The organism is Blastococcus sp. SYSU DS0539, assembly GCF_054050855.1.
This window is the reverse complement of record NZ_JBJHAF010000003.1, coordinates 370,892-394,517: the sequence shown is the minus strand read 5'-3', so window position 1 is coordinate 394,517 and position 23,626 is coordinate 370,892. Positions and strand designations below refer to the sequence as shown.

The following is a 23,626-nucleotide window of genomic DNA, read 5'->3' as shown; positions in this document are numbered from 1 at the left end:
CCGGAGCCTCGAGATGGCTGTGAACCGGGCGACGTCTCCGTGGCGGTCAGCCGGCGATGGCGGCCACGGGGGAGGTCCGCGCCGCCCGGCGGGCCGGCAGCAGCGAGGCGAGCAGCCCGGCTCCCGTCGCGACCAGCACGATCGCCCCGACCTGCAGCCACGGCACGCTGATCACCACCTCGCCCATCTCGCCCAGCGCCGAGGCGGCCCCGACCAGCCCGTAGGCGCCGCCGACCAGCACGCCCAGCACCGCGGCCACGCCGGCGACGAGCACCGCCTCCCAGGCCAGCAGGGCGCGGAGCTGGCGCCGGGTCAGCCCCAGGGCCCGCAGCAGGCCGTTCTCCTGGCGCCGTTCGACCACCGACAGCGCCAGGGTGTTGCCGACGCCGATGAGCGCGATGAGCACCGCCACGCCGAGCAGCCCGGTGACCACCAGCAGCAGGACGTCGACCGCCTCGTCGATCGCGGCCCGCTCGCTGGCCAGCCCGGTGACGAACGAGGCGGGCAGCGCGTTGCCGGCGAGGTCGGTGATCTCGTCGATCGCCGCGGTCTGGTCGGCGGTGTCGGCCAGCCGCAGCCACATGGTGTCCACCGGCGCTCCGGGCACCAGCGCCTCCAGGTCGGCCGCGGTCAGCAGCGGGTAGTCGGTCTCGCCGGCCACCACGGTCAGCGTGCGGGACCGGTCGTCGGCGGTCACGGTCACCGGGTCGCCGGCCTGCACCCCCCAGTACTCGGCGCTCCAGCGGCCGAGCACGACCTGCCCCGGCTCGGGCAGCGTCGTGTCGGCCGTCGAGCGCAGCACCGGCAGCGCCTCCGCCGCGTCGACGCCGGCGGCCAGGGTGGGGGTGTCGCCCGGCCCGGTGACCTCCGCCCCGGTCAGCGCAGTGGCGGCGACCACGCCGTCCACCGATGCCAGTCGGCCCTGCAGGGAGCTGGTCAGCTCGTCGCCCGAGCCGCTGACGACCACGTCGGTCGGGTAGGCCGCGGCGAGACCGGCCTGGGCGGTGGCCCGGGTCGAGCTCGCGCCCACCACCATCGCGGTGGTCAGGGTGACCCCGATGAGCAGGGCGGTGGCGGTGGCCGCCGTCCGGCGGGGGTTGCGGGTGGCGTTGCCGGTGGCCAGGCGCGCCGGGAGCCCGCCGAGCCGGCCGAGCAGGCGGCCCGCCGCGGCCACGATCGGTGGCACGGCCCGCTGCGCCAGCAGCAGGAGACCCAGCGCGCTGAGCACCCCGCCGGCCAGCGAGACGAGGATCTGCGCGGTTCCCACGCCGAGGGCCATGAGCCCGACGCCGGGGACGGCGAGCAGCAACCCGGTGACCAGCCGGGCGACGCCCCCGCGGGAGCGCAGCGGCGCCGGGTCGGTGGGCCGCAGCGCGGCGAGCGGGGCGACCCGGGTGGCGGCGCGGGCCGGGGTCAGCGCGGCGATCAGCGTGGTCGCCGTGCCGACGGCGAGGCCGACCAGCACGGCGTACAGCGGCACCGACACCCCGGAGAGCGGGACGGGGGAGTCGATCCCCGACACCACCGCGGAGACCGCGGCGGAGAGCCCGATGCCGGCGAGCACGCCGATCACCGAGGCGGCCAGCCCGGTGAGCAGGGCCTCGCCGAGCACGCTGCGGCGCACCTGCCGGGCGGTGGCGCCGACGCAGCGCAGCAACGCCAGGTCGCGGGTGCGCTGGGCCAGCAGGACTGCGAAGGTGTTGGCGATGACCAGCCCGGCGACGACGACGGCGATCGTGGCGAACACCAGCAGCGCGGTGGTCAGCCAGGTGGCGTCGCCGGTCAGGGCCGCCACGGACTGCTCGGCCTGCTCCGTGCCGGTACGGACGGTGACGTCGGCGTCGGCGTCGGACAGGGCCGCGCGCACCTCGCCGGCCAGGACCTCGGCGTCGGCGGTCCCGGCGATCCGCAGCTCGGTCGGCTCGATCGCGCCCCAGGCCCGGGCCTGGTCGGCGACCACGTAGGCCTTGCCGTAGATCCCGGCGGTGGGGTCCCCGCCCAGGTCGACCACGCCGGTCACGGTGGTGTCCGTGGTGATCTCGGTGCCCTCGGCGTCGAAGCTGGAGACGGGGACGACGTCGCCGACCGCGGCGCCGACGCGCTCGCTGACCGCGATCTCGCCCGGCCGTACGGGCAGTGCGCCGTCGGTGAGCTGCTGCCAGCGCAGCTGCGGGTCGGCGGCCACCGACTCGACCAGCAGGTACTGGGCGCCGGTGCGCCCGGGGGTGACCGCCTGCACGGAGGTCTGCCAGGTCGGGTCGACGGCCTGCACGCCGCCCAGCCCGGTGAGGGTGTCGACGTGCCCGGCCAGCCCGGTGCCGCTGTCGGAGGTGACCACCACGTCGGTGTCCACGTACTGGGCGCCGGCGGCCGTCAGCACGGTGGCCCGGGTGGTCTCGTTGAGCACCAGGGTGGCGACCACGAAGCCCACGGCGATGACGATCGCGAGGGTGGAGGCGATCAGGCGGGGGAGATGGGCCCGGATGCTCGCCCGGGTCACGGTGGACATTGCGCGCATGACGTCAGGCCCCCAGCCCGCGGAGCGCGTCCAGCACGGACTCCGCCGTCGGGGCGTCGATGTCGCCGGCGAGCCGGCCGTCGGCCAGCAGCACGACGCGGTCGGCGTAGGCGGCGGCGACTGGGTCGTGGGTGACCATGACGACGGTCTGGCCGGTCTCCTTCACGCTCGACCGCAGCAGGCCGAGGACCTCGGCGCCGGAGCGCGAGTCCAGGTTGCCGGTGGGCTCGTCGGCGAAGACGACGTCCGGGCGGGGGAGCAGCGCGCGGGCGATCGCCACCCGCTGCTGCTGGCCGCCCGACAGCTCGTGCGGGCGGTGGCCGAGCCGCTCGCGCAGCCCCAGCCGGGCGATGACCGAGTCCAGCCAGGCCTTGTCGGGGCGCTGCCCGGCCAGCTGCATGGGCAGCGCGATGTTGTCGCGGGCGTCGAGCACCGGGAGCAGGTTGAAGGACTGGAAGACGAACCCGATCCGGGAGCGGCGCAGCTTCGTCAGCTCGTCGTCCGGCAGCCGGGTCAGCTCCGTGCCGCCGAGCCACACCTCGCCGGCGGTGGCGGCGTCCAGCCCCGCCAGGCAGTGCATGAGGGTGGACTTGCCCGAGCCGGACGGGCCCATGATCGCGGTGAACTCGCCCGCGGCGAAGGCGACGTCGACGCCGGCGAGCGCGTGCACGGCGGTCTCGCCCGTGCCGTAGGTCTTGCGGAGCCCGGAGGCGCGCACGGCGGCGGTGGACAGCGAGGCGGGCGGCTCGCCCGGGACGGTCATGACGGGGACGGACATGCGGACCTCCGGAGGCAGTGATCTTCGACGGTGATCACGCTGCCGTTCCGCGGCGTCCTCCCGCGTCGGAGCCCGGAGCGATCTTCCGGCCGCCGCGGATGGGCCCGCGGACGGATCCCGCCGTCATCCCGGGGGTGGAGAAGGGGCGGCGATGTGCGCCGGCGGCGCGTTCCGGTCCGCCGAACCCGCCGCCGGCGCACATCGCTCCCGGCGGCCGCCCGGCGAGCGTCAGGCGTTGCGGAGCAGGTCCGCGGGGGCGACCAGGCCGCTGCGATAGGCGAGCACGACGGCCTGCACCCGGTCGCGCGAGCCGGTCTTGGCCAGCACGCGGCCGACGTGGGTCTTCACCGTCGCCTCGCTGACGAAGAAGTGCGCGGCGATCTCGCTGTTGGTGGCTCCGTAGGCCATCTGCTCGAGCACCTCGCGCTCGCGCGGGGTCAGCTCCGCCAGGCCGGGGTCGGCCTCGCCGGCCGGCCGGACCGGGGCCCCGCCGCGCAGCATGGGGGCGACGTGCTGCAGCAGCCGGCGGGTGGAGCTGGCCGCGATGACCGAGTCGCCCGCGTACACGGTGCGGACGGCGGCCAGCATCTCCTCGGGGGCGGCGTCCTTGAGCAGGAAGCCGCTGGCCCCGGCGCCGATCGCGGCCACCACGTACTCGTCGAGGTCGAACGTGGTCAGCACGACCACCCGCGGTGGCTCGGGCAGCGCGGTGACCTGCCGGGTGGCCTCGATCCCGTCGGTGCCCGGCATCCGGATGTCCATCAGGACGACGTCGGCGGGCGTGCGCGCCAGCAGTTCGACCGCCGCCCCGCCGTCGCCGGCCTCCCCCACCACGGTGAGGTCGGGCTGGGAGTCGATCACCATGCGGAACCCGGCCCGGACCATCTGCTGGTCGTCCACCAGGACGACCCGGATCGCGCTCATCGGGACGGACGGTAGGGCAGCGCCCCGTGCACGCCGAACCCTCCGCCGTGGCGCGGGCCGGCCTCGAGCCGCCCGCCGTGCAGCTGGGCCCGCTCGCGCATGCCGCGCAGCCCCTGGCCTCTCCCGTCGGAGCCGGTCACCGCCGCCGCGGCGCCCCGGCCGTCGTCGAGCACGGAGAGCTCGAGGGCGTCCGGCCGCCACTGCAGGCGCACCCAGGCGCGGCCGGCGGGGCCCGCGTGCTTGAGCACGTTGGTGAGCGACTCCTGCACGATCCGGTAGGCGGCCAGCTGCGGTCCGGCGGGCATCGGCTGCGGCGTCCCCTCCACGATGAGGTCGACGTCGAGGCCGCTGGCGCGCACGTCCTCGACCAGGGCCGGGATCGCGGCGACGTCGGGCTGCGGGGCGTACTCCTCGCCGCCACCGTCGCGGAGCACGCCGAGCAGCGCGCGCATGTCGGTGAGCGCCTGCCGGCCGGTGGCGGCGATCGCCTCCAGCGCGTCGGTGGCCGCCTGCGGATCCGCCTTCCCGGCGTAGCGCCCGCCGTCGGCCTGCGCGACGACGACCGACAGGGAGTGCGCGACGACGTCGTGCATCTCGCGGGCGATGCGGGCGCGCTCGGCCGTGGCGGCCAGCCGCATCTCCTGGTCGCGCTCGAGCTCCAGCAGCTGCGCGCGCTCCTCGAGCGCGGCCAACCGCTGGAGCCGTGCCCGCCGCAGGTCGCCCAGCGCCCAGGCGGCGACCACCGAGACGCCGATCGCGCCCGCGGTGGGGATCGCGCTGTAGACGAGGTTCTCTCCGAGGTACCGCAGGGCGGCGAGGAGCGCGCCGGCCAGGCCGATGCCCAGCCCGGCCTGGCTCGCCCAGCGCGGGGCGTAGCCGGCCAGCGAGTACACCATCACCAGGGCCGCGACGTTGGCGGCGAGGAACTGGTCGACGACGACCAGCTCGAGCAGGCCGGCCGCGACGACGGCCGCCGCGGCGTGGACCGGCGCCCGGCGCCGCCACGCCAACGGCGCCACGAGCAGCACGCCGACGACGAACGCCGCCGCCTCGCCCGGCCAGTAGGCGCCGGCGGGGAGGACGACGGTGACCAGGCCGATCGCCGCCGCCAGCGCCAGGTCGACGCGGAACGGCCGCTCGCGCAGCGCCGCCGTCAGGCGCTCGACGGGCGCGGACCGGTCCATGAGCCGAAGCCTAGGGAGCCCGCCGTCCGGTCTCGTCGCCCCGCGGGAGGATCTCCGCGTCCTCCCCCAGGACGATCAGTTCTCGGTCGTCGGGTCCTCCGGCGCGGTGAAGTCCCCCTGGCCGGGGGGCGAGGAGGCCACCGGCGCCTCCAGCGTCACCTCGCCGGCCTGCTCGAACACGAACGTGACCGGGATCGACTGGGAGGAGCGCAGGGACATGTCCAGGTCCGTGAGCACCACCGACGGCGGGCCCTCCGGCTCCAGGTAGACGTTGTCGTCCTCGGTCACCTCGATCGCGCCGGCGGTTCCCTCGAGCCCGGTCAGCTCGGCGCCGGCGAAGTCCGCGCCGCGCACCTCGATCAACCGGTCACCGGTCACGCCGGTGTTGGCGATGGCCGCGTACAGCGGCACCTCCTCGCCCTGCTCCCACACGCCGTCCTCGGGGTAGGCGAGCTGCAGGGCGGTGATCTTGATGTCCTCCGTCACCGCTTCGTCGGGGCCGGGGTTCCCGCCGATCACCTCGTCGCCGGGGACGTCGAGCGGGTTGTCCATGTCGTCCACGCCCACGTCCCCGCCGTCCTCGCCCCCACCGCAGGCGGCCAGGGGCAGGGCCGCGGCGAAGAGCAGGGCGGCGAGCGGGTGCGTGCGCGTGCGGCGGCGGGTCATGCTGGTCCTCCCGGAGTGGCGTGCGACCGTCCAGGGCTACCCCGGCCGGTCGCCGGAACCCTCCGGTCGGCGGACCGCAACAGAGTTGTCGCATTCAGGAGGCCGCGTGGAGGACGACCGGGCGCGGCGGGTGCCCGACGACGACGGCGGCGACCCGGCCTGCTGGCTGCGCCGGGTGTGCCCGGCGTGCGGTGGGCTGGCCGACGAGGACCCGCCGACCACCTGCCCCCGCTGCGGGGAGCCGCTGCCGGCGGGGTGAGCGCTTCAGGCGGCCAGCCGCGGCCGCCCGATCGTCCGGAAGTCGCAGAGCGCGTCGCGCAGCGCGAGCCCCAGCCGGTCGGCGGGCAGGTGCAGCTCCTCGCGGCGGTCCAGGGGCAGGCCGGGGAGACCGGTGCCGGCCAGCAGCGCGAGGTCGGCGTCCAGCGCCCGCTGCTCCGCGGCGACGGCGTCGGCCAGCATCGCGCGGGAGGGGAGCGGGCGGCCCGGGCCCGCCGACAGCAGCAGCCGGGTGAGCACGCGCGTGGAGTCCGGGTCCTCCGGCTGGAGCAGCGTGAGCACCGTCGTCGTCGAACCGGAGTCCAGCTGGTCGCGGCGCAGCCGCAGCCGGAACGGCGCCCGGTAGGCGTAGGTGGCCCGCCGGCGCTGCCGCAGCGGGCGCCCGCCGAGGGCGACCTCGGGGTCCAGCGGGTCGTCGCACCACTGCTCCTGCACGCTGGTGAACCCGCCGGCCTCCCGGACCACCTCGTACGGCGGGACCTCCGGGTGGTCCGCGGCCCCGGTCGTCGCCCCGTGCACGAACGGCAGCCGGGCGACGTCGAGCAGCAGGTCGGCGACGACGGCCGCGGGCGCGGCGGTGCGCCGGGGCGCCAGCCAGCGGGAGACGAACCGCCGGTCGGTGGCCTCCGGCACGTCGAGCGGGACGTCGGCCGGCTCCTCCGGGGCCAGCTCGACCACCCCCTGCCGCTCCCGGACGCCGAACGCCGGCGGATCCACCCGCAGGCCGCCGTCGTCCCGCCGCAGCATCCAGGTGCGCCCCAGCAGCCGGACCTGCAGCCAGCCCCCGAGGCGGAGGTCGCCGGAGAGCGCCACCGGGTGCCAGGCCGCGGCGAGCGAGGGGTCGAGGTTCGAGAACACCGGCCCCTGCGGCGGCGGCAGCGGGGGTGCCGGCTCGGCGCGCGGGGGGCCGACGGGCCGCGCCGGGACCGCCGCCGCCGTCCGGTCGGGGGCCAGCCACACCCACCCGTGCCGCTCCTCCACCGCCCACGGCATCGGCAGGTCCGCCCGCGGCGGGAGGACGCCGCCCGGCCCGAGGGAGGGGGCGGCGACGCAGCGGCCGTCGGCGTCGAACCGCCAGCCGTGCCGGGCGCACTCCAACCGCCCGCCGCTGACCGTGGCGGTCGCGAGCGGCGCCGCCCGGTGCGGGCACCGGGCGGGGAACGCGATCACCTCACCCCCGGGACGCAGCCGGACGACGACGTAGGGGCGGCCCCCCGCGCCCACCGGCACCGGCGTGGTGCCCACCTCGGCGGCGCGGGCCACCGCGAACCATCCCGACGACGCAGCACTGGATGCGGCCATGAGCCATTGCACCCGTGCCCTGTGCACACGGGGTTACGGCGATGGCGCGATCCGGCTACGTCTCGGCCCGACCGTGTGCCCGGCGGCCGCGGATTGAACGGGTCGAGGGTCGTGCCCCGACCCGGGGACACGTCCGGGATCGCTGACCTGCGCGGGCCGTCAGGGTCTAGGGTTCGCTGGCTCACCGTCCGACGGTCGGCCCGCCTGGAGGGAGACCCCGTCGATGCGCGACGCACTGCGCTGGCTGCGCCCCGGTCACCTGGGCACGGAGGCGGAGCAGGCGACGTTCCGGACCCTCCACTCGGCCTCCCTCACGGCGCCGGAGCTGCGCGAGGGCCTGACCAGCGGCTCCGCCGGACGCGCGATCCGGCACCTGCGGGACCTGCTCGGGGTTCCGGCCGTCGCGCTGACCGACACCGTGACGGCGTTGGCCTGGGACGGCCGCTTCGGCCACCACGAGCGGGACGCGGCAGCTCTCGCTGCCATCGTCCTGGAGTCGGGCAACACCGTGGTCCGCGACCGCGCGGACTTCCCCTGCGCGGACGCCGGCTGCGGGCTGCGGCAGGTGGTGGTCAGCCCGCTCGTGGTGGAGGACCGGGTCGTCGGCACCCTGCAGGCGTTCACCTCCTCGGCCTCCGCCGGACTCGTCCGGGCCGTGACCGAGGTCGCGCGGTGGGTGTCGGGGAACCTGGAACTCGCCGAGCTCGACGCCTCGAGGACGCGGCTGATGGAGGCCGAGGTCCGGGCGCTGCGGGCGCAGATCAGCCCCCACTTCATCTACAACTCGCTGACCGCGATCGCCTCGTTCGTCCGGACCGATCCCGAGCGGGCACGGGAGCTCCTGCTGGAGTTCGCCGACTTCACCCGGTACTCCTTCAGCCACCACGGCGAGTACACGACCCTGGCCGAGGAGCTGCGGTCCATCGAGCGGTACCTGGTGCTGGAGAAGGCGCGGTTCGGTGACCGGCTCCAGGTCACGCTCCGGGTGGCGCAGGAGGTGCTGCCGGTCGCCGTCCCGTTCCTCTGCCTGCAGCCGCTGGTGGAGAACGCGGTGCGGCACGGTCTGGAACGCAAGCCGGGCACCGGGACGGTGACCATCATCGCCGCCGACCAGGGCGGGGAGTGCCTGATCTCGGTCGAGGACGACGGGATCGGCGAGGACCCGGAGAAGGTGCGGCGGGCCCTCGCCGGTGACGTCTCGGTCGACTCGGTGGGGCTGGGGAACGTCGACGCCCGGCTGCGCACCGCCTTCGGCGACGACTACGGTCTGGTCGTCGAGACCGCCCCTGGCGCGGGGACCAAGGTGATCGTGCGGGTTCCCAAGTTCGCGCCCGGAGTGCACCCGTGACCGAGTGGGCGGCGTCCCGCACGCGCACGGGCCGAGGTGACGTCGACGACCGCCGGCGAGGAGGTGTCGTGACCGCAGACGGGTTGACCGTCCTGGTGGTGGACGACGAACGCCCGGCCCTCGAGGAGCTGCGCTGGCTGCTCGAGCGGGACGGGCGGATCGCGACCGTGCTGACCAGCGACTCGGCCACCGAGGCGCTCCGCCTGCTCCAGGAGCGGTCGGTCGACGCCGTCTTCCTCGACATCCGGATGCCCGGGCTCGGCGGGGTCGACCTGGCGCGCGTGCTGTCCCGGTTCAAGGTGCCGCCGCCGGTCGTCTTCGTGACCGCGTACGACGACCACGCGGTGGACGCCTTCGAGCTCGGCGCCGTCGACTACGTCCTCAAGCCGGTCCGCGACGACCGGCTGGCCGAGGCGGTCCGCCGGGTGGTCGGCGCGCGGGCCGGGGGACCCGTGCCGGTGGACGACGACATCGCCGTGGAGCTGGGCGGTGTGACGAGGTTCGTCCCGCGTTCCAGCGTCGGTTACGTCGAGGCGCAGGGTGACTACGCGAGGCTGCACACCGCTTCGGGCAGCCACCTGGTCCGCGTGCCGCTGACCACCTTGGAGGAGAGCTGGAAGGACGCCGGCTTCGTGCGGATCCACCGGTCGCTGCTGGTCGCGCTCCAGCACGTCCAGGAGGTCCGGATGGACGCCGGGCGGTGCACGGTGGTCGTCGGCGGCACCGAGCTGGTCGTGAGCCGGCGGCACACCCGGGAACTGCGCGACCTCCTGGTGCGGCGCGCCCGACCGGGCACGCAGGGCCGGAGCTGACCGGTGCCGGACACCTCGCCCCGCCGGGTGCGCGTCACCAGCCCGCGCACCGGCGCCGCACGCGTGCAGCCGGTCCCGGTCGCCCGCGAGATCGACGCCCAGACCGCCCTGGGCGAGGTGTACATGTCCTCGCTGCTGCGCTCCCAGCTCAGGCTGGCGCTGCTCGCCCTCACCACCCTCGTCGTGGTGGTCGGCGGGATCCCCCTGCTGTTCTGGCTCGCGCCGGATCTGTCCACGGTGGAAGTGCTCGCCGTGCCGCTCCCGTGGTTCCTCCTGGCGTTCGCCGTCTACCCGTTCCTGTTCGCGATCGGCTGGCTCTACGTACGGGCCGCCGAGCGCAACGAACGCGCCTTCACCGACGTGCTCGACCGCTCCTGACCCCCGGCCGATGAGGAACCGTTCGTGAGCGCCGCGGGCTACAGCGTCGTCGCGGTCACGGCCGTCGTCGTGGCCACGTTGGCGGTGGGCGCCTACGGCTGGCGGTTCTCCCGCACCACCAGCGACTTCTTCGTGGCCTCCCGCACCGTGCGGCCCGGGTTGAACGCCTCGGCCATCGGTGGGGAGTACCTCTCCGCGGCGTCCTTCCTCGGCGTCGCCGGTCTGGTGCTGGCGTTCGGCACGGAGATGCTGTGGTATCCGGTCGGCTGGACGGCCGGCTACCTCGTCCTGCTGGTCCTCGTCGCCGCGCCGCTGCGCCGCTCCGGCGCCTACACGCTGCCCGACTTCGCCGAGAGCCGGCTGGAGTCGCGCGGGGTGCGCCGGCTGTCCGCGCTGCTCGTCGTGGCCATCGGCTGGCTGTACCTCATGCCGCAGTTCCAGGGCGCCGGGATCGCGCTGGCCGCCACCACCGGGACCGGGGCCTGGCTGGGCGGCGTGCTCGTCGCGACGGTGGTGCTGGTCAACGTGCTCTTCGGCGGCATGCGCAGCATCACCTTCGTCCAGGCCTTCCAGTACTGGCTCAAGCTCACCGCGCTGCTGTTCCCGCTGCTGTTCATGGTGACCATCTGGCTGGGCGACGGCGGGGTGTCCCCAGCCTCGACCGGGACGACGCCCGGGGACTCCTGGGAGTCCCCGCTGGCCGGGACCGGCGAGCACCAGCTCTACACCACGTACTCGATCATCGTCGCCACGTTCCTCGGCACGATGGGCCTCCCGCACGTCGTGGTGCGCTTCTACACCAACCCCGACGGGGCCGCGGCGCGGCGCACGACCCTGTTCGTGCTGGCACTGCTGGGGCTCTTCTACCTCCTGCCGCCGGTGTACGGCGGGCTGGGTCGGCTCTACGCGCCGGACCTCATCGCCAGCGGCGACACCGATTCCCTGGTGCTGGAGCTGCCGTCCCGGATGCTGGCCGGCACGTTGGGCGACCTGCTGTCGGCGCTGACCACCGCCGGGGCGTTCGCGGCGTTCCTGTCCACGTCGTCCGGGCTGACCGTCGCGGTGGCCGGCGTCATCAGCCAGGACGGTCTGGGCCGCCGGCTCGGCGGCGTGCGCGCCTTCCAGGCCGGGGCCGTCGTCGCGGTCCTCGTCCCGTTGGGCCTGGCTCTGCTGGCCGAGGGGGTGGGCGTCGCCCGGGCGGTCGGGCTGGCCTTCGCCTTCGCCGCCTCCACGTTCTGCCCGCTGCTCGTGCTCGGCATCTGGTGGCGCCGGCTGACCGACGCCGGTGCGATCGCCGGGATGCTGGTCGGCGGCGGGTGCGCCGGCGGCGCGGTGCTGGCCACCCTGTTCGGCGCGGCCCCGGCCGGGTGGCCGGGGGCGCTGCTCGCCCAGCCGGCGGCCTGGACCGTCCCGCTCGCGTTCCTCACCATGGTGGCGGTGTCGCTGGCCACGCCCCGACGGGTGCCGCGGCATGCCGCCCGCACCATGGTGCGGCTGCACACTCCCGAGGCGGTGCAGCTCGACCGCGGGATCCTGCCGCGGTGAGCCGGCTCCCTGACCAGGGAGATCCTGCGCACGGACCGGACCCCGGGGGGACGAACCGTGGCGAGCCGGGCGCGCTCCCGCCGCACCGAGGTGCACCCCGCGACCGCTCGTCCCGCCGGACCTGCCGTACGCCGACTCCTGCTCACCGCTCGGCGCAGCGGCGACGCGACCGCTGCTCTCCGCGGCCTGTGCGCCCTACCGTGACAGGGCTCACATTCCGACTGTTCGCATGTCGACGCCCCGCTCGATCGAACCAGGAGCTCGCACCGTGACCGATCCACAGGAACGGCGTCTGCTGACGCCCGAGGAGTACCGCGCCGCGCAGGACTCACCCGAGTTCGTGGAGCTGAAGAAGCGGTTCCGCAGCTTCGCCTTCCCGATGACCGTGGCCTTCATCGTCTGGTACCTGCTCTACGTCCTGCTCTCGACCTACGCGACCGACTTCATGTCGACGGAGGTCTTCGGCAACGTGAACGTGGGGCTGCTGTTCGGCCTCGCCCAGTTCGTGACCACCTTCGTGATCACGCACCTCTACGTCGCGCACGCCAACCGGCGCACCGACCCCATCGCCGACGAGATGCGCGAGCGCCTCGAGGCCCACGAGTTCGCGCCCGGCACGGCCGCCGGCGAGGACACCCACACCCACACCCAGGGGGCCACCCGTGCTTGACGTGCTCGCCGCCGACGCCACCATCGGCAACCCGGCGATCAACATCTCGATCTTCGGGGCGTTCGTCGTCGTCACGCTGGCCATCACCTTCCGGGCCAGCCGCAACAACAAGAGCGCGGCCGACTACTACGCCGCCGGGCGCACCATCACCGGCCAGCAGAACGGCCTGGCCATCGCCGGCGACTACCTGTCGGCGGCCTCGTTCCTCGGCATCGCCGGCGCCATCGCCATCTACGGCTACGACGGCTTCCTCTACTCCATCGGTTTCCTGGTGGCGTGGCTGGTCGCGCTGCTGCTGGTCGCCGAGCTGATGCGCAACACCGCCCGGTTCACCATGGCCGACGTGCTGGCGTTCCGGATGCGGCAGGGCCCGGTGCGCACCGCGGCCGCCATCTCCACGCTGGCGGTCTCGCTGTTCTACCTGCTGGCGCAGATGGCCGGGGCCGGCGGGCTGGTCGCCCTGCTCCTGGGCGTGAGCGGGCCGGTGGCCGAGGCGCTGGTCGTCACGATCGTCGGCGCGCTGATGATCTTCTACGTCCTCGTCGGCGGCATGCGCGGCACCACCTGGGTGCAGATCATCAAGGCCTCGCTGCTCATCGCCGGCGCGCTCGTGATGACCATCTGGGTGCTCGCCGACTACGGCTTCAACCTGTCGGCGCTGCTCGGTGGCGCAGCGGAGAGCGGCACCGACGTCGTCCTGCGGCCGGGTGCCCAGTACGGCGTCAGCGAGACGACCCGGCTGGACTTCATCAGCCTGGCGCTGGCCCTGGTGCTCGGCACCGCCGGGCTGCCGCACGTGCTGATGCGCTTCTACACCGTGCCGACGGCGAAGGCCGCCCGGACGTCGGTGGTCTGGGCGATCTGGCTGATCGGCATCTTCTACCTGTTCAGCCTGGTCATCGGCTACGGCGCCGGGGCCATGGTCGGCGCCGACACCATCGTCGCCGCACCGGGCGGGGTCAACGCCGCCGCACCGCTGCTGGCGTTCGAGCTCGGTGGCACGGTGCTGCTCGGCATCATCGCGGGTGTCGCGTTCGCGACCATCCTCGCGGTGGTGGCCGGCCTGACGATCACCGCGTCGGCGTCCTTCGCGCACGACGTGTACGCCTCGGTGATCAAGAAGGGCGACGTCCCGCCGAACGGCGAGGTCAAGGTCGCCCGGCTCACCGCCGTCGTCATCGGCGCGATCTCCATCGGGCTGGGCATCCTGGCGCTGCGCGCCGGGCTGAACATCGCCTTCCTGGTGGCGCTGGCCTTCGCGGTGGCCGCCTCGGCGAACCTCCCGACGATCCTCTACACGCTGTTCTGGAAGCGCTTCACCACCCAGGGCGCGCTGTGGTCGATCTACGGCGGTCTGATCATCTGCGTCGGGCTGATCATCTTCTCGCCGGTCGTCTCCGGCGCCGAGACGTCGATGCTCCCGAACGTCGACTTCGCCTGGTTCCCGCTGCGCAACCCGGGCCTGGTGTCGATCCCGGCGTCCTTCCTCCTCGGGTACCTGGGCACCGTGCTCACCAAGGAGAAGCCGAACGAGGCGAAGTGGGCCGAGCTCGAGGTCCGCGCCTTCACCGGCATCGGGGCGGAGAAGGCCGTCCAGCACTGAGAGAAGGACCCGCCTCCTCCCCGCACCTCGCTCCGCTCGGTGCGGGCCCCTGGAGGCAGGCCGGCACAGCCGAGGCGCGCGTCCCCTGCGGGGGGCGCGCGCCTCGCGCGTTCCGCGGCCTCGAGCCGGCCGGCTGCTGCGCGGCGCGGACGGCGGGATCAGGCGGCGGCGCGGGCCGGGGTCACCGGAGCGGGTTCGGCGGGGAGGGCGGCGTCGACCGCGGTGGCCGTACCCGCGACGGCGAGCGCCACCGGGGTGGTCGCGCGCTCGGGGCGGCGGGCGCGGACGGCCCAGCGGGCGACCAGGCCGGTGAGCACGACCAGGCCGGCGGCCGTGTGCTGGCCGGCGGCGCCGACTGCGACGGCGATGGCGGCGAGGTAGACCACCGAGAGCAGGACGGCGGCCAGCGGCAGGCGGGGCAGGTGCAGGTGGGGGTGCACGGCAGGACCTCCTGGAGGGGGTGGCCCGCCGGGCCGGCGGCCGCACCCGGGGAAGGGTGGGCCACCGGCACGGCGACGGCGCAACGGGGTGAGGCCAGGCCTCAGGTGAGCAGGTCCTTGGCCTTCTGCAGCATCGACTGGCCCGGCATCTGCGGCGTCGGGAACAGCCGCGGGTCGCCCGGGGGCAGCTGCGGGGCGTCGGCGGCGGCCTCGATCGGGCGGGCGGTGAACTCGCCGCGGCCGTCCGGGGTCGGGCCGTGCGCCCAGCGGCCGGCGGCCGCCTCGGGGCCGTCCGAGGCGAGGATGAAGGCGTAGCCGGCGTCGCCCGGCTCCTCCTCGATCGGGAACGCCTCGGGCACCGGGATGCCCTCCAGCCCGTCGGCCTTGAGCTCCTCGATGGCGGCGAGCCACTGCATCTGGTGCATGTGGTCACGGGCGATCAGGAACTTCAGCGTCTCCTTCACGCCCGGGTCGTCGGTCATGTTGTAGAGCCGGGAGACCTGCAGCCGGCCCTGCATCTCGGCGGTGGCGTTGTAGTGGAAGTCGGCCATCAGGTTGCCGCTGGCGGTCACGTACGCACCGGTCCACGGGTTGCCCATGCTGTCCATGTAGGACGCGCCACCGCCGTTGACGAGCGGGTGCTGCGGGTTGTGCTGGCCGTAGCCCGCCGCGGCCTCCTTCGTGCGGTCGGACGAGTCCGGCTTGAGCGGCATGTGGTCCAGCAGCCGGTCGATCATCGTCACCAGGATCTCGACGTGGGCGAGCTCCTCGGTGCCGATCGAGAGGAGCATGTCCTTGTACTTGCCGGGCAGCCGGCAGTTCCAGCCCTGCAGCAGGTACTGGGTGGCGACGGTCATCTCGCCCCACTGACCGCCGAGGACCTCCTGGAGCTTGCGCGCGAAGTCCGGGTCCGGGCCGTCGGGCTTGGCCTCGTACTGCAGCGCCTGGGTGTGCGTGAACACGGTGTCTCCTCTGCGTCGTCGCCGTCCCGCGATCGCGGTGACACAGGGGATCTGCCCGCCCCGGGTGGCCCACCGGTGCCGTCCGGTGGCCCGCCGGTGCCAACCTCGTCAGCGGTCGGGGAGCTGCACCAGGAGGGTGAACGTCTCGCCGTCCTCGAACCACAGCACCCGGCCCCCGAGCTCGCCGGCCTGCCGCTGCACCGACCACAGCCCGAGGCCGGTGAGGTCCACCGGCGGGCGGGAGGTCTGCAGGTGCTGGACCACCCGGTCCACCGGGACGCCGGTCTGGCTGAGCGCCAGGTCCACCCAGCCGGCCCGGGTGGTCACCCGCAGCCGCACCGGGGCGCCGTTCCCGTGGCGGTGGGCGTTCTCCAGCAGGTTGATCAGGATGCGCTGCACGCGGGCGTCCGCGACGCCGACGTCCCCGGCGTCGTCGTCGACCTCCAGCACGAGCTGCGACCGGGGCAGCCCCGAGGCGGCCACCGAGGCCCGGAGGACGTCGCCGAGGCGGCGGGTGGCCGGGGACCGCCGCACCGCGCCACCGGTCGCGTCCGCCGTGCGCAGCATCGACGAGAGGTGGGCCGTCTGCGCCCGGGCGAGGGCGAGCAGCTCGGCGGCCTGGGCGGGGGCGCGGTCCAGGGAGCCCAGCGCCGCCTCCAGCGACGCCAGCGGGGTGCGCATGTCGTGGCAGAGCGCCCGGACGACGGCGTCCTCGGGGCTGGGCGCCTCCGATTCGGGAGCGCGGACGCGGCGCCGGCGCGGGAGGTGCGCGCGGAGCACGCGGGCGAGATCGTCGAGCAGTCCGCGGCTACGGGTGGACGCCTGCGTGTCGGCAGCCAGGGTCACGGGCACCTCCTCGGAGGTCCGGCCGGGAGGCGCCGGGAGACGCACCGACCGTCAGGAGCGATGTGGGCGAGACCGACGACGCGACCGCTGCTGACCGCAGGCCGCCGGTGGACGTGGTCGTCGTCGACGACCACCCGTTGTTCACGCGTGGGCTGAGCCTGCTGCTGCCGGGGCTCAGCGGAGGCCGGGTCCGGGTGGTGGGGACGACGGAGGACGCGTCGGCCGCCGCGGCGCTGGTCCGCCGGCACCACGCCGACGTGGCGATCGTCGACCTGCACATGCCGCCGCCCGGGGGGACCAGGGCCATCGCGGCGATCCGCCGGGCCGACCCGCTGGTCCGGGTGGTCGCGCTCTCCGGGCTGGCCGAGGCCGACGCCGCCATCGAGGCGCTGCGCGCCGGGGCGTCGGGCTTCCTGCCCAAGACCGCGGACCCGGACGCCCTGGTGCGGCCGCTGCTCGCCGTCCTCGACGGCTGGTCGGTGCTGCCGGAGGCGGTGCTGCGCCAGCTGCTCGACGAGGCGACGCCGTCCGGCGAGCAGAGCATCGCCGACACGCTGACCGCCGACGAGCGGCGGCTGTGGCGGCTGATCGCCAACGGCACGAGCACCGTGGACATCGCGACGACGCTGCACGTCTCGGAGCGGACGACCAAGCGCCTGGTGGCGCACCTGTTGCGGCGGCTGGACGTGGCGACGCGGGTGGAGGCGGCGGCGCTGGCCGGCCGGGTGGGCATCGGGAAGGAGTCCGGCCGCGGGCTGGGCGGGCAGCCCGGCGGGCTCGCGGGATGAGCTCGCCGAGGGGACATCGACCGGCCAGCTACCCGGGGCCGCGACCGCCAACCGCGGGGCAGGAAAGGTTCACCTTCCTCCCGCCCGGCGGCAGTCCCGCCGCTACCGCTCCAGCGCGCCGGCCCACCGCCCGGAGGCGGCGCGGGTGAACGCGGCGACGTCGCCGGCGGCCATGTCGACGGCGGCGTAGCCGCCGCTGCCGGCGCCCACGCAGGCGGTGACCGTCGCCAGGCCCGCGCGCCGCTGGAAGAACGACTGCCGGATCTCCCAGCCGACGACCGCCCGCCGCTCGAGCACCACCTGCTCGCGCACCAGCCAGCCGCGCCGCACGCTGAAGGAGCGCGGGCCCGCCGCGTGCCCGAGCGACCCGTAGAGGCCGTAGGCCAGCGGAACGCCGAGGACGGTGAGCGCGATGCCGGCCGCCAGCACGTCCCAGCGACCGGTGGTGGCCAGCAGCACCGCCCCGCCCGCGGCGACCGCGAGCCCCACGGTGAGCGCCCGCACGATCCGCCGGCGCAGCGCGGCCGAGGGGTGGGCGCGGAGCGGGCCGGGGTCGTCGACCAGCCGGTGGGTCAGCGTCCACGCGTCGTCGCGGGGGCCCAGCGGCAGCAGCTGCCCGCGCCGCTCGGCGTCGCCGAGGCCGGTGACCAGCGCGCCGGCCCGGGCGGCGCCCACCAGCCGCATGCCCAGCCCCTCGGAGACGGCGACGCCGCGGATGCGGTCGAGCTCCAGCTCGGTGTGCCGCCGGGTGAGCAGCCCGCGCACCGCCACCAGCGTGCTGCCGCGCCGGACCAGCCGGAAGCCCCAGTTGACGATCGCGGCGCCGATGACCGACCCGGCGAGCACCAGCAGCACCATGCCGACCACGACCGCGCCGACCACCCACCCGGACGGGACGTCGACGTCCAGGACGTCGCCCAGCAGGTCGTCGGGCAGCTCCTCGCCCAGCCGGAACAGCGCGCCGATCCCGGCGAGCGGCAGCGCGAGGTAGCTGCCGACCAGGGGCGCGTAGAACAGCCACCGGTTGTCCCAGCGGGAGAGCTCCTCCTCCGGCGGCGCCGCGGCGTCGCCGTCGGGCTGCGCCACCGGGGTGGAGCGGTGGGTGAGGACGGCCACGCGGAGCCGGTCGCCCTCGGCGCGCGGAACGCCGTCGACGACCAGCTCCTCCTCCTGCCCGGCGGTGCCGGCGGCGGCGTCGATGCGGACCCGGACCAGCCCGAAGAGGCGGTGCAGCGCGGGCGCCTCCACCTCCACGCCGCGGATGCGGTCGTTGGGCACGGTGCGCACCGAGCGGGACAGCAGGCCGCGGGTGACGACGACCGCCGTCGGGCCGTCGGTGTAGCCGAACCGCCACCAGGTCACGGCCGCGGCGGCCAGGGAGAACAGGGTGACGGCCAGGACGAGGGCGACGACCGTGGCCGGTCCGCCGCCGAACCCGGTGGCGGCGCCGACCGGGATGAGCACCGGCACGAACTGCCGGGCCTGCCGGAAGGTGATCGTGTGCACGAGCACGATTCGGGGGGAGGTGCGCCGGGCGGGTGGGGGAGCGGTCACGTGGCCTGGTCCCGGACCTGCTCCGCGCGGTGGGCGAGGTCGTCGGCGACGCGCTGGGCGACGTCGTGCTCCAGGTGCGAGATCCGCACGGTGCCCTGGCTGGAGGCGGTGAGCACCGCGACGGTGGCCAGGCCGAACAGCTGCTGGAGCACGCCGCGGGTGACGTCGACGGTCTGGATCCGCGAGATCGGCACCAGGGTCCAGGTCTGGGTGAGCCAGCCGGTGCGGGTGTAGGCGGCCTCGGCGGTGATCTCCCAGCGGTACACCCGGTGCTTGAACCACGGGCGGATGCCCATCGCGACGACCGCGTAGAGGGCCGCGGCGACCGGCAGCACCCGGTGCAGCAGCGGCAGCGGCCCGCCGTCGGAGGGCGCGAACAGCAGGAAGGCGCCGACGGCCAGCCACATGAGGATCGCGCTGAACACGCTCTCGGTCACCCACAGCCCGATCGCCGACCGGGGCAGCTCCCAGGCGGGCTCGCGCACGGGCGACGGGGGAGCGGTCCGCGGGGCGGCCCGGTGGCTCGGGGACATCGCCCTCATCCTCGCAGGCGCCCGGCCCGGACAGCGGCGTCCGTGGCGGAGCCGTCGCCCGGTCGCGGGAACGGGGAGCACTGGCACCATGGGAGGCGTGATGCCGCAGCAGGTCCCGACCGTGCCCGCCTCCGAGCTGCCCGAGGACGCCGTGATCCTCGACGTCCGCGAGGACGACGAGTGGGTGCACGGCCACATCGAGGGCGCCACCCACATCCCGATGGGCGACGTCCCGGCCAAGCTCGACGAGCTGCCCGAGGGCGACCCGCTCTACGTCACCTGCCGCGGCGGCGGCCGCTCGGCCCGGGTGGCCGCGTGGCTGAACGCCAACGGCTTCGACGCGGTCAACGTCGGCGGCGGCATGGGCGAGTGGGAGGCCGCCGGCAAGCCCATGGTGAGCGAGACCGGCGAACCCCCCTTCGTGCGCTGACCAGGCACAGGAAGCCCCACCTGCGGCTCGGCCGCCGGAACGTGGGCAGAGCCCCCTGTGCCGGTGGGGCCGTCAGCTCTTGAGTTCGTACTCCGCGAACTTGGCGCGGAGGTCCTTCTTCGAGAACTTGCCGACGCTGGTCTTGGGCACCTCGTCGATGAACTCGACGGCCTCGGGCATCCACCACTTGGCCACCAGCGGCTTGAGGTGCTCGAGGATGTCCTCCTCGGTCGCGCTCTCGCCCTCCTTGAGGACGACGCAGGCCAGCGGGCGCTCGTCCCACTTGGGGTGCGGGATGCCGACGACGGCGGCCTCCTTCACCGCCGGGTGGCTCATGATCGCGTTCTCCAGGTCGACCGAGGAGATCCACTCGCCGCCGGACTTGATCAGGTCCTTGGTGCGGTCGGCGATGCGGATGGAGCCGAACTCGTCCATCGCGGCGACGTCACCGGTCTTCATCCAGCCGTCGGGCGTCGTGAGCTCCACGCCGGCGTCGGGGTTGTAGTAGTCCTGCGCGCACCACGGGCCGCGGACCTGGAGCTCGCCGGTGGCCTTGTCGTCCCACGGCTGCGGCTCGAGGGTGTCGGAGTCGACGATGCGGGCCTCGACGCCGAGGAACGGGATGCCGGCGCGGGCGCGCTGCGCCGCCTTCGTCTCGTCGTCGGCGTCCTCGTAGCGCCTGGGCAGCACGCCGGAGGAGGCGACCGGGTGGGTCTCGGTCATGCCCCACGCCTGCAGGATCGGGATGCCGACCTGCTCGCGGTAGGCCTCGCTCAGCGCCTTGGGGACGGCGGACCCACCGCAGCCGATGTCGCGCAGCTTGTGCGGCCGGCCGGCCAGGTGGGGGAGCACGCCCTGCCAGATGGTCGGGACGCCGGCGGTGAACGTCACGCCCTCGTCGACGATCAGCTTGGCGATCGCCTCCGGCTGCATGAGCGCGCCCGGCATGACCAGCGAGGCGCCGGCGGCGGGGGCGGCCTGCGCGATGCCCCAGGCGTTGGCGTGGAACATCGGCACGACCGGCATCGCGACGTCGCGGATGCCCAGGCCGAAGGCGTTCGGCGCCATCACGCCCATGGTGTGCAGGAACGTCGAGCGGTGCGAGTAGACGACGCCCTTCGGGTTGCCGGTGGTGCCGCTCGTGTAGCACATGGAGGCCGCGGAGTTCTCGTCCGTGACGGAGAACTCGACCGGCTGCGCGTCGGCCAGGAGCGCCTCGTAGTCGAGGATCCGGGCGTCGTCGGGGATCTCGTTGTCGCCGCCGTCGTCCATGACCACGACCTGCCGGACCGTCTTCATGGTGTCGATCAGCGGCCACAGCAGGGGCAGGACGGTGCGGTCGACGAAGATGACCTCGTCCTCCGCGTGGTTGGCGATGTAGGTCAGCTGCTCGGGGAAGAGCCGCACGTTGAGGGTGTGCAGCACGCGGCCGGTGCACGGCGCGGCGAAGTAGAGCTCCAGGTGGCGCTGGCTGTTCCAGCCGAAGGTGCCCACCCGGCCGTCGGCGCTGATGCCGAGGGTGTCGAGGACCCCGCCGAGCTTGCGGGTGCGTTGCGCCCACTCCGCGTAGGTGGCGCGGGTGACGCCCCCGGGGTTGTTGGTGACGATCGTGCCGTCGCCGTAGTGCTGCTCGACGTGCCGGAAGATCGAGTCGATCGTGAGGGGGTAGTCCTGCATCAAGCCACGCATGACCGGATCCTGCCAGTGACCGCACTCACCTTCCAGCCGTAGCAACGGGACCACCGGCACGCCGGCCTCGGGCTGCAGCGCGAGGACGGCGACCCGCCGGCGTGGGGGGTCAGGCGTGCTCGGTGAGCACCTCGTCGACGGTCACGTCACGGCGTCAGGACGACCGGCAGGGTCTCCAGCCCGCGGATGACGAACTCGGGACGGCGCACCGGCTCCCCGCCCAGCTCCAGCTCCGACGCCCGGTCCAGCAGCGCGCCGAACGTGGCCTGCAGCTCCACCCGGGCCAGCGGGGCGCCGATGCAGAAGTGGATGCCGGCACCGAAGGAGATGTGCGGGTTGTCGGTGCGGGTGATGTCGAGGGTGTCGGGCGCGGCGAAGACGGCGGGGTCGTGGTTGGCCGCGCCCAGCAGCGCGGCGATCTTCTGCCCCTCGGCCACGGTCACGCCGCCGATCTCGACGTCGGCGGTGGCGGTGCGCTCGAACAGCTGCAGCGGCGGGTCGAAGCGCATCAGCTCCTCGAGCGCGGCGGGCAGCAGCGAGCGGTCGGCGCGCAGCCGGGCCAGCTGCTGGGGGTGGCGCAGCAGCGCGAGCATGCCGTTGCCGGTGACGTTCACCGTCGCCTCGTGGCCGGCGTTGAGCAGCAGGATGCAGGTGGTGACCAGTTCGTCCTCGGTGAGCTTGTCGCCGTCGGTGTCACGGACGCTCACCAGGTGGCTGACCAGGTCCTCGCCGGGGTGCCGCCGGCGGTCGGCGGCCAGCTCGCGCAGGTAGGCGACGAACTCGTCGGCGGCCCGCTCGGCGTCGTCCTCCCGCTGCCGGGTGCGGTCGTACTCGTACATCTTCACGATCGCGTTGGACCACGGCCGCAGCAGCGGGCGGTCCGCCTCGGGCACGCCCAGCAGCTCCGCGATGACGGCGACCGGCAGCTGCTCGGCCATCCCGGTCAGCAGGTCGACCGGCTCGGACCCGCCCGAGCGCTCGACCAGCTCGCCGGCCAGCCGCCCGGCGAGCTCCTCCACCCAGGGCCGCAGCCGCTCCACGTGCCCGCGGGCGAAGGCGCTGGTGATCAGCCGCCGCAGCCGGGTGTGGTTCGGGGGCTCCATTTCGAGGATGGCGTTGCGGTGGATCAGGTTGAAGCTCGCGAACCGGTCGCCGGGCTCCCGGTCGGCCCAGATGCGGCCCAGCCGGCGGTCGCGCAGCACCGCGTTGGACTCCGCGTGGGTGAACGCCAGCCACAGGCCCAGCCCCTCGTGCCACTGCACCGGCGCCTGCGCCCGGGCCCGCGCGAACGCCGGGTAGGGGTCGGCGACGAAGGACGGGGCGGTGAGGTCGAGGGGCTCGACGGCCAGGGTCACGCGCCGAGCGTAAGGCGTGCGCCCCGGCCCGTCGGCGGGTCCACCTACGCTGCTCGCATGGCTTCCCGCAAGCGCTCCTCCACCACCGCCGTCGCCGGGGACGGCGTCAACCCGAAGGCTCCGTGCCCCTGCGGGTCCGGCCGCCGCTACAAGCACTGCCACGGCTCCGGCTACGCGCCCGTCGTCACCCGCCCGTTCGAGGGCCTGCCCGGCGAGGCGGACTGGGTCGCGCTGCGCGAGCTGGTGCCGGCGGCGACGGCGACGCTGAGGACGACCGACGGCCGCGAGATCACCCTGGCCAGCGTGCTGCCCGGCGGCGCCCCCGCGCTGGTGCGCGCCACCGGCGAGATCCTCGTCGGCGCCCAGCTGCAGACGTCGTCCGACGACGTCAGCCGCGACCTGGGCACCGCCGTCGCGGCCGCCCTGGAGGCCCCCGCCGGCGCCCCGGTGGACCCGGGCCCGATCGGCGGCGCCGGCTCGGCCGGCCCGCGGCTGCAGGAGGTCCTCGACGTCACCGTCCCGCTCGAGGTGACGGTGCACGACACCTTCGACTTCTGGCTCGAGGGCACCGAGCCCGGGGCGGCCGCGCGGGCCGGCCTGCAGCAGGCCAACGAGTCGATCCTGCCGACCGTCCGGCTCGAGGGGCTGGAGGCCGCCTACTGGGTGCGCCCCGGCAACGAGCGCGCGCACCTGCGCTGGGTGCGGCCGGAGAAGGAGGAGCAGCTGCTCGACGCGCTGGCCCGCCTGTCGGCGGCCGAGCAGATCCTGCTGGGGGAGGGCACCCGGTACGCCGGCGCCTTCCGGGCGCACGGGCTCGTCGTCCCGGTCTGGGACCTGCCCGCCGACACCCCGGCCGCGGACTGGGCCGGGCCGGCGACGGAGTTCCAGGCACGGCTGGAGCAGGCCCTGGCCGAGACCGCCCCGCTGAACGCCGACGAGCGTCGCGCGCGGGCCGGCCTGCTCTCCCGCCAGATCACCCTGCGCTGACCGGGCCGTCCCCGTGCCCCCGGGGCGCGGGGACGGCG

General features: G+C 74.9%; 23 protein-coding genes. 10 read left to right on the top strand and 13 right to left on the bottom strand.

Annotated features, from left to right (window positions below):
- Positions 1-46: 46 nt before the first annotated feature.
- From ACI790_RS06140 to ACI790_RS06120, 5 genes are all read right to left on the bottom strand, one after another.
- Positions 47-2,509 carry an ABC transporter permease gene (locus tag ACI790_RS06140; RefSeq protein ID WP_456568901.1) on the bottom strand — a complete coding sequence of 821 codons (2,463 nt, stop codon included), beginning with the start codon at positions 2,507-2,509 and terminating at the stop codon, positions 47-49.
- Positions 2,510-2,522: 13 nt separating this feature from the next.
- Positions 2,523-3,296: an ABC transporter ATP-binding protein gene (locus tag ACI790_RS06135; RefSeq protein ID WP_456568900.1), complete on the bottom strand. Its 774-nt coding sequence runs from the start codon at positions 3,294-3,296 to the stop codon at positions 2,523-2,525.
- Positions 3,297-3,524: 228 nt separating this feature from the next.
- The gene (locus ACI790_RS06130; protein WP_456568899.1) at positions 3,525-4,220 is read right to left on the bottom strand and encodes a response regulator; all 696 of its coding nucleotides are present in this window, start codon (positions 4,218-4,220) and stop codon (positions 3,525-3,527) included.
- On the bottom strand, positions 4,217-5,404 hold the full coding sequence (locus tag ACI790_RS06125) for a sensor histidine kinase (protein WP_456568898.1): 1,188 nt from the start codon (positions 5,402-5,404) through the stop codon (positions 4,217-4,219). Before ACI790_RS06125 ends, ACI790_RS06130 begins: the two co-directional genes overlap by 4 nt.
- 75 nt (positions 5,405-5,479) lie before the next feature.
- Positions 5,480-6,070, bottom strand: coding sequence for a hypothetical protein (locus ACI790_RS06120; RefSeq protein WP_456568897.1), 591 nt, complete (start codon positions 6,068-6,070; stop codon positions 5,480-5,482).
- Between the two features lie 106 nt (positions 6,071-6,176).
- Here ACI790_RS06120 and ACI790_RS06115 point away from each other — a divergent pair, with 106 nt between their 5' ends.
- A complete protein-coding gene (locus ACI790_RS06115; protein ID WP_456568896.1) occupies positions 6,177-6,329 on the top strand; it encodes a hypothetical protein in 153 nt (50 codons plus the stop codon).
- A 5-nt stretch (positions 6,330-6,334) separates the two neighbouring features.
- Here the strand turns inward: ACI790_RS06115 and ACI790_RS06110 are convergent, their stop codons facing one another.
- Positions 6,335-7,648 carry a Rieske 2Fe-2S domain-containing protein gene (locus tag ACI790_RS06110; protein WP_456568895.1) on the bottom strand — a complete coding sequence of 438 codons (1,314 nt, stop codon included), beginning with the start codon at positions 7,646-7,648 and terminating at the stop codon, positions 6,335-6,337.
- A 223-nt stretch (positions 7,649-7,871) separates the two neighbouring features.
- Here ACI790_RS06110 and ACI790_RS06105 point away from each other — a divergent pair, with 223 nt between their 5' ends.
- The 6 genes from ACI790_RS06105 to ACI790_RS06080 all read left to right on the top strand — a co-directional run bounded on the left by ACI790_RS06105 (position 7,872) and on the right by ACI790_RS06080 (position 14,004).
- Complete coding sequence (locus tag ACI790_RS06105; protein WP_456568894.1) at positions 7,872-8,996, top strand: sensor histidine kinase; 1,125 nt, start codon at positions 7,872-7,874, stop codon at positions 8,994-8,996.
- A gap of 68 nt (positions 8,997-9,064) precedes the next feature.
- On the top strand, positions 9,065-9,808 hold the full coding sequence (locus ACI790_RS06100; RefSeq protein ID WP_456568893.1) for a LytR/AlgR family response regulator transcription factor: 744 nt from the start codon (positions 9,065-9,067) through the stop codon (positions 9,806-9,808).
- Positions 9,809-9,811: 3 nt separating this feature from the next.
- On the top strand, positions 9,812-10,186 hold the full coding sequence (locus ACI790_RS06095) for a hypothetical protein (RefSeq protein WP_456568892.1): 375 nt from the start codon (positions 9,812-9,814) through the stop codon (positions 10,184-10,186).
- A 24-nt stretch (positions 10,187-10,210) separates the two neighbouring features.
- A complete protein-coding gene (locus ACI790_RS06090; RefSeq protein ID WP_456568891.1) occupies positions 10,211-11,731 on the top strand; it encodes a sodium/solute symporter in 1,521 nt (506 codons plus the stop codon).
- Between the two features lie 268 nt (positions 11,732-11,999).
- Positions 12,000-12,401 carry a DUF485 domain-containing protein gene (locus ACI790_RS06085; protein ID WP_456568890.1) on the top strand — a complete coding sequence of 134 codons (402 nt, stop codon included), beginning with the start codon at positions 12,000-12,002 and terminating at the stop codon, positions 12,399-12,401.
- Complete coding sequence (locus ACI790_RS06080; protein WP_456568889.1) at positions 12,394-14,004, top strand: solute symporter family protein; 1,611 nt, start codon at positions 12,394-12,396, stop codon at positions 14,002-14,004. Before ACI790_RS06085 ends, ACI790_RS06080 begins: the two co-directional genes overlap by 8 nt.
- Before the next feature lie 158 nt (positions 14,005-14,162).
- Here the strand turns inward: ACI790_RS06080 and ACI790_RS06075 are convergent, their stop codons facing one another.
- The 3 genes from ACI790_RS06075 to ACI790_RS06065 all read right to left on the bottom strand — a co-directional run bounded on the left by ACI790_RS06075 (position 14,163) and on the right by ACI790_RS06065 (position 16,252).
- A complete protein-coding gene (locus tag ACI790_RS06075) occupies positions 14,163-14,444 on the bottom strand; it encodes a hypothetical protein (RefSeq protein ID WP_456568888.1) in 282 nt (93 codons plus the stop codon).
- Positions 14,445-14,545: 101 nt separating this feature from the next.
- On the bottom strand, positions 14,546-15,406 hold the full coding sequence (locus tag ACI790_RS06070) for a manganese catalase family protein (protein WP_456568887.1): 861 nt from the start codon (positions 15,404-15,406) through the stop codon (positions 14,546-14,548).
- 108 nt (positions 15,407-15,514) lie between these two features.
- Complete coding sequence (locus tag ACI790_RS06065) at positions 15,515-16,252, bottom strand: sensor histidine kinase (RefSeq protein WP_456568886.1); 738 nt, start codon at positions 16,250-16,252, stop codon at positions 15,515-15,517.
- Between the two features lie 62 nt (positions 16,253-16,314).
- Here ACI790_RS06065 and ACI790_RS06060 point away from each other — a divergent pair, with 62 nt between their 5' ends.
- The gene (locus tag ACI790_RS06060) at positions 16,315-17,040 is read left to right on the top strand and encodes a response regulator (protein ID WP_456568885.1); all 726 of its coding nucleotides are present in this window, start codon (positions 16,315-16,317) and stop codon (positions 17,038-17,040) included.
- 102 nt (positions 17,041-17,142) lie between these two features.
- Here ACI790_RS06060 and ACI790_RS06055 read toward each other — a convergent pair whose 3' ends face one another.
- Entirely contained in the window at positions 17,143-18,594 is a 1,452-nt protein-coding gene (locus ACI790_RS06055) for a PH domain-containing protein (RefSeq protein WP_456568884.1), read from the bottom strand.
- Complete coding sequence (locus tag ACI790_RS06050) at positions 18,591-19,127, bottom strand: PH domain-containing protein (protein WP_456568883.1); 537 nt, start codon at positions 19,125-19,127, stop codon at positions 18,591-18,593. The genes ACI790_RS06055 and ACI790_RS06050 overlap by 4 nt, the downstream gene beginning before the upstream one ends.
- Before the next feature lie 100 nt (positions 19,128-19,227).
- Here ACI790_RS06050 and ACI790_RS06045 point away from each other — a divergent pair, with 100 nt between their 5' ends.
- Complete coding sequence (locus tag ACI790_RS06045; RefSeq protein WP_456568919.1) at positions 19,228-19,557, top strand: rhodanese-like domain-containing protein; 330 nt, start codon at positions 19,228-19,230, stop codon at positions 19,555-19,557.
- A 72-nt stretch (positions 19,558-19,629) separates the two neighbouring features.
- On the opposite strand, the gene ACI790_RS06040 is transcribed toward ACI790_RS06045, so the two are convergent.
- Both ACI790_RS06040 and ACI790_RS06035 read right to left on the bottom strand, forming a co-directional pair.
- Positions 19,630-21,246, bottom strand: coding sequence for a long-chain fatty acid--CoA ligase (locus tag ACI790_RS06040; protein ID WP_456568882.1), 1,617 nt, complete (start codon positions 21,244-21,246; stop codon positions 19,630-19,632).
- A gap of 146 nt (positions 21,247-21,392) precedes the next feature.
- On the bottom strand, positions 21,393-22,601 hold the full coding sequence (locus ACI790_RS06035) for a cytochrome P450 (RefSeq protein ID WP_456568881.1): 1,209 nt from the start codon (positions 22,599-22,601) through the stop codon (positions 21,393-21,395).
- 57 nt (positions 22,602-22,658) lie between these two features.
- Between ACI790_RS06035 and ACI790_RS06030 the strand changes: the two genes are divergently transcribed.
- The gene (locus tag ACI790_RS06030; RefSeq protein ID WP_456568880.1) at positions 22,659-23,588 is read left to right on the top strand and encodes a DUF5926 family protein; all 930 of its coding nucleotides are present in this window, start codon (positions 22,659-22,661) and stop codon (positions 23,586-23,588) included.
- Positions 23,589-23,626: the final 38 nt, after the last annotated feature.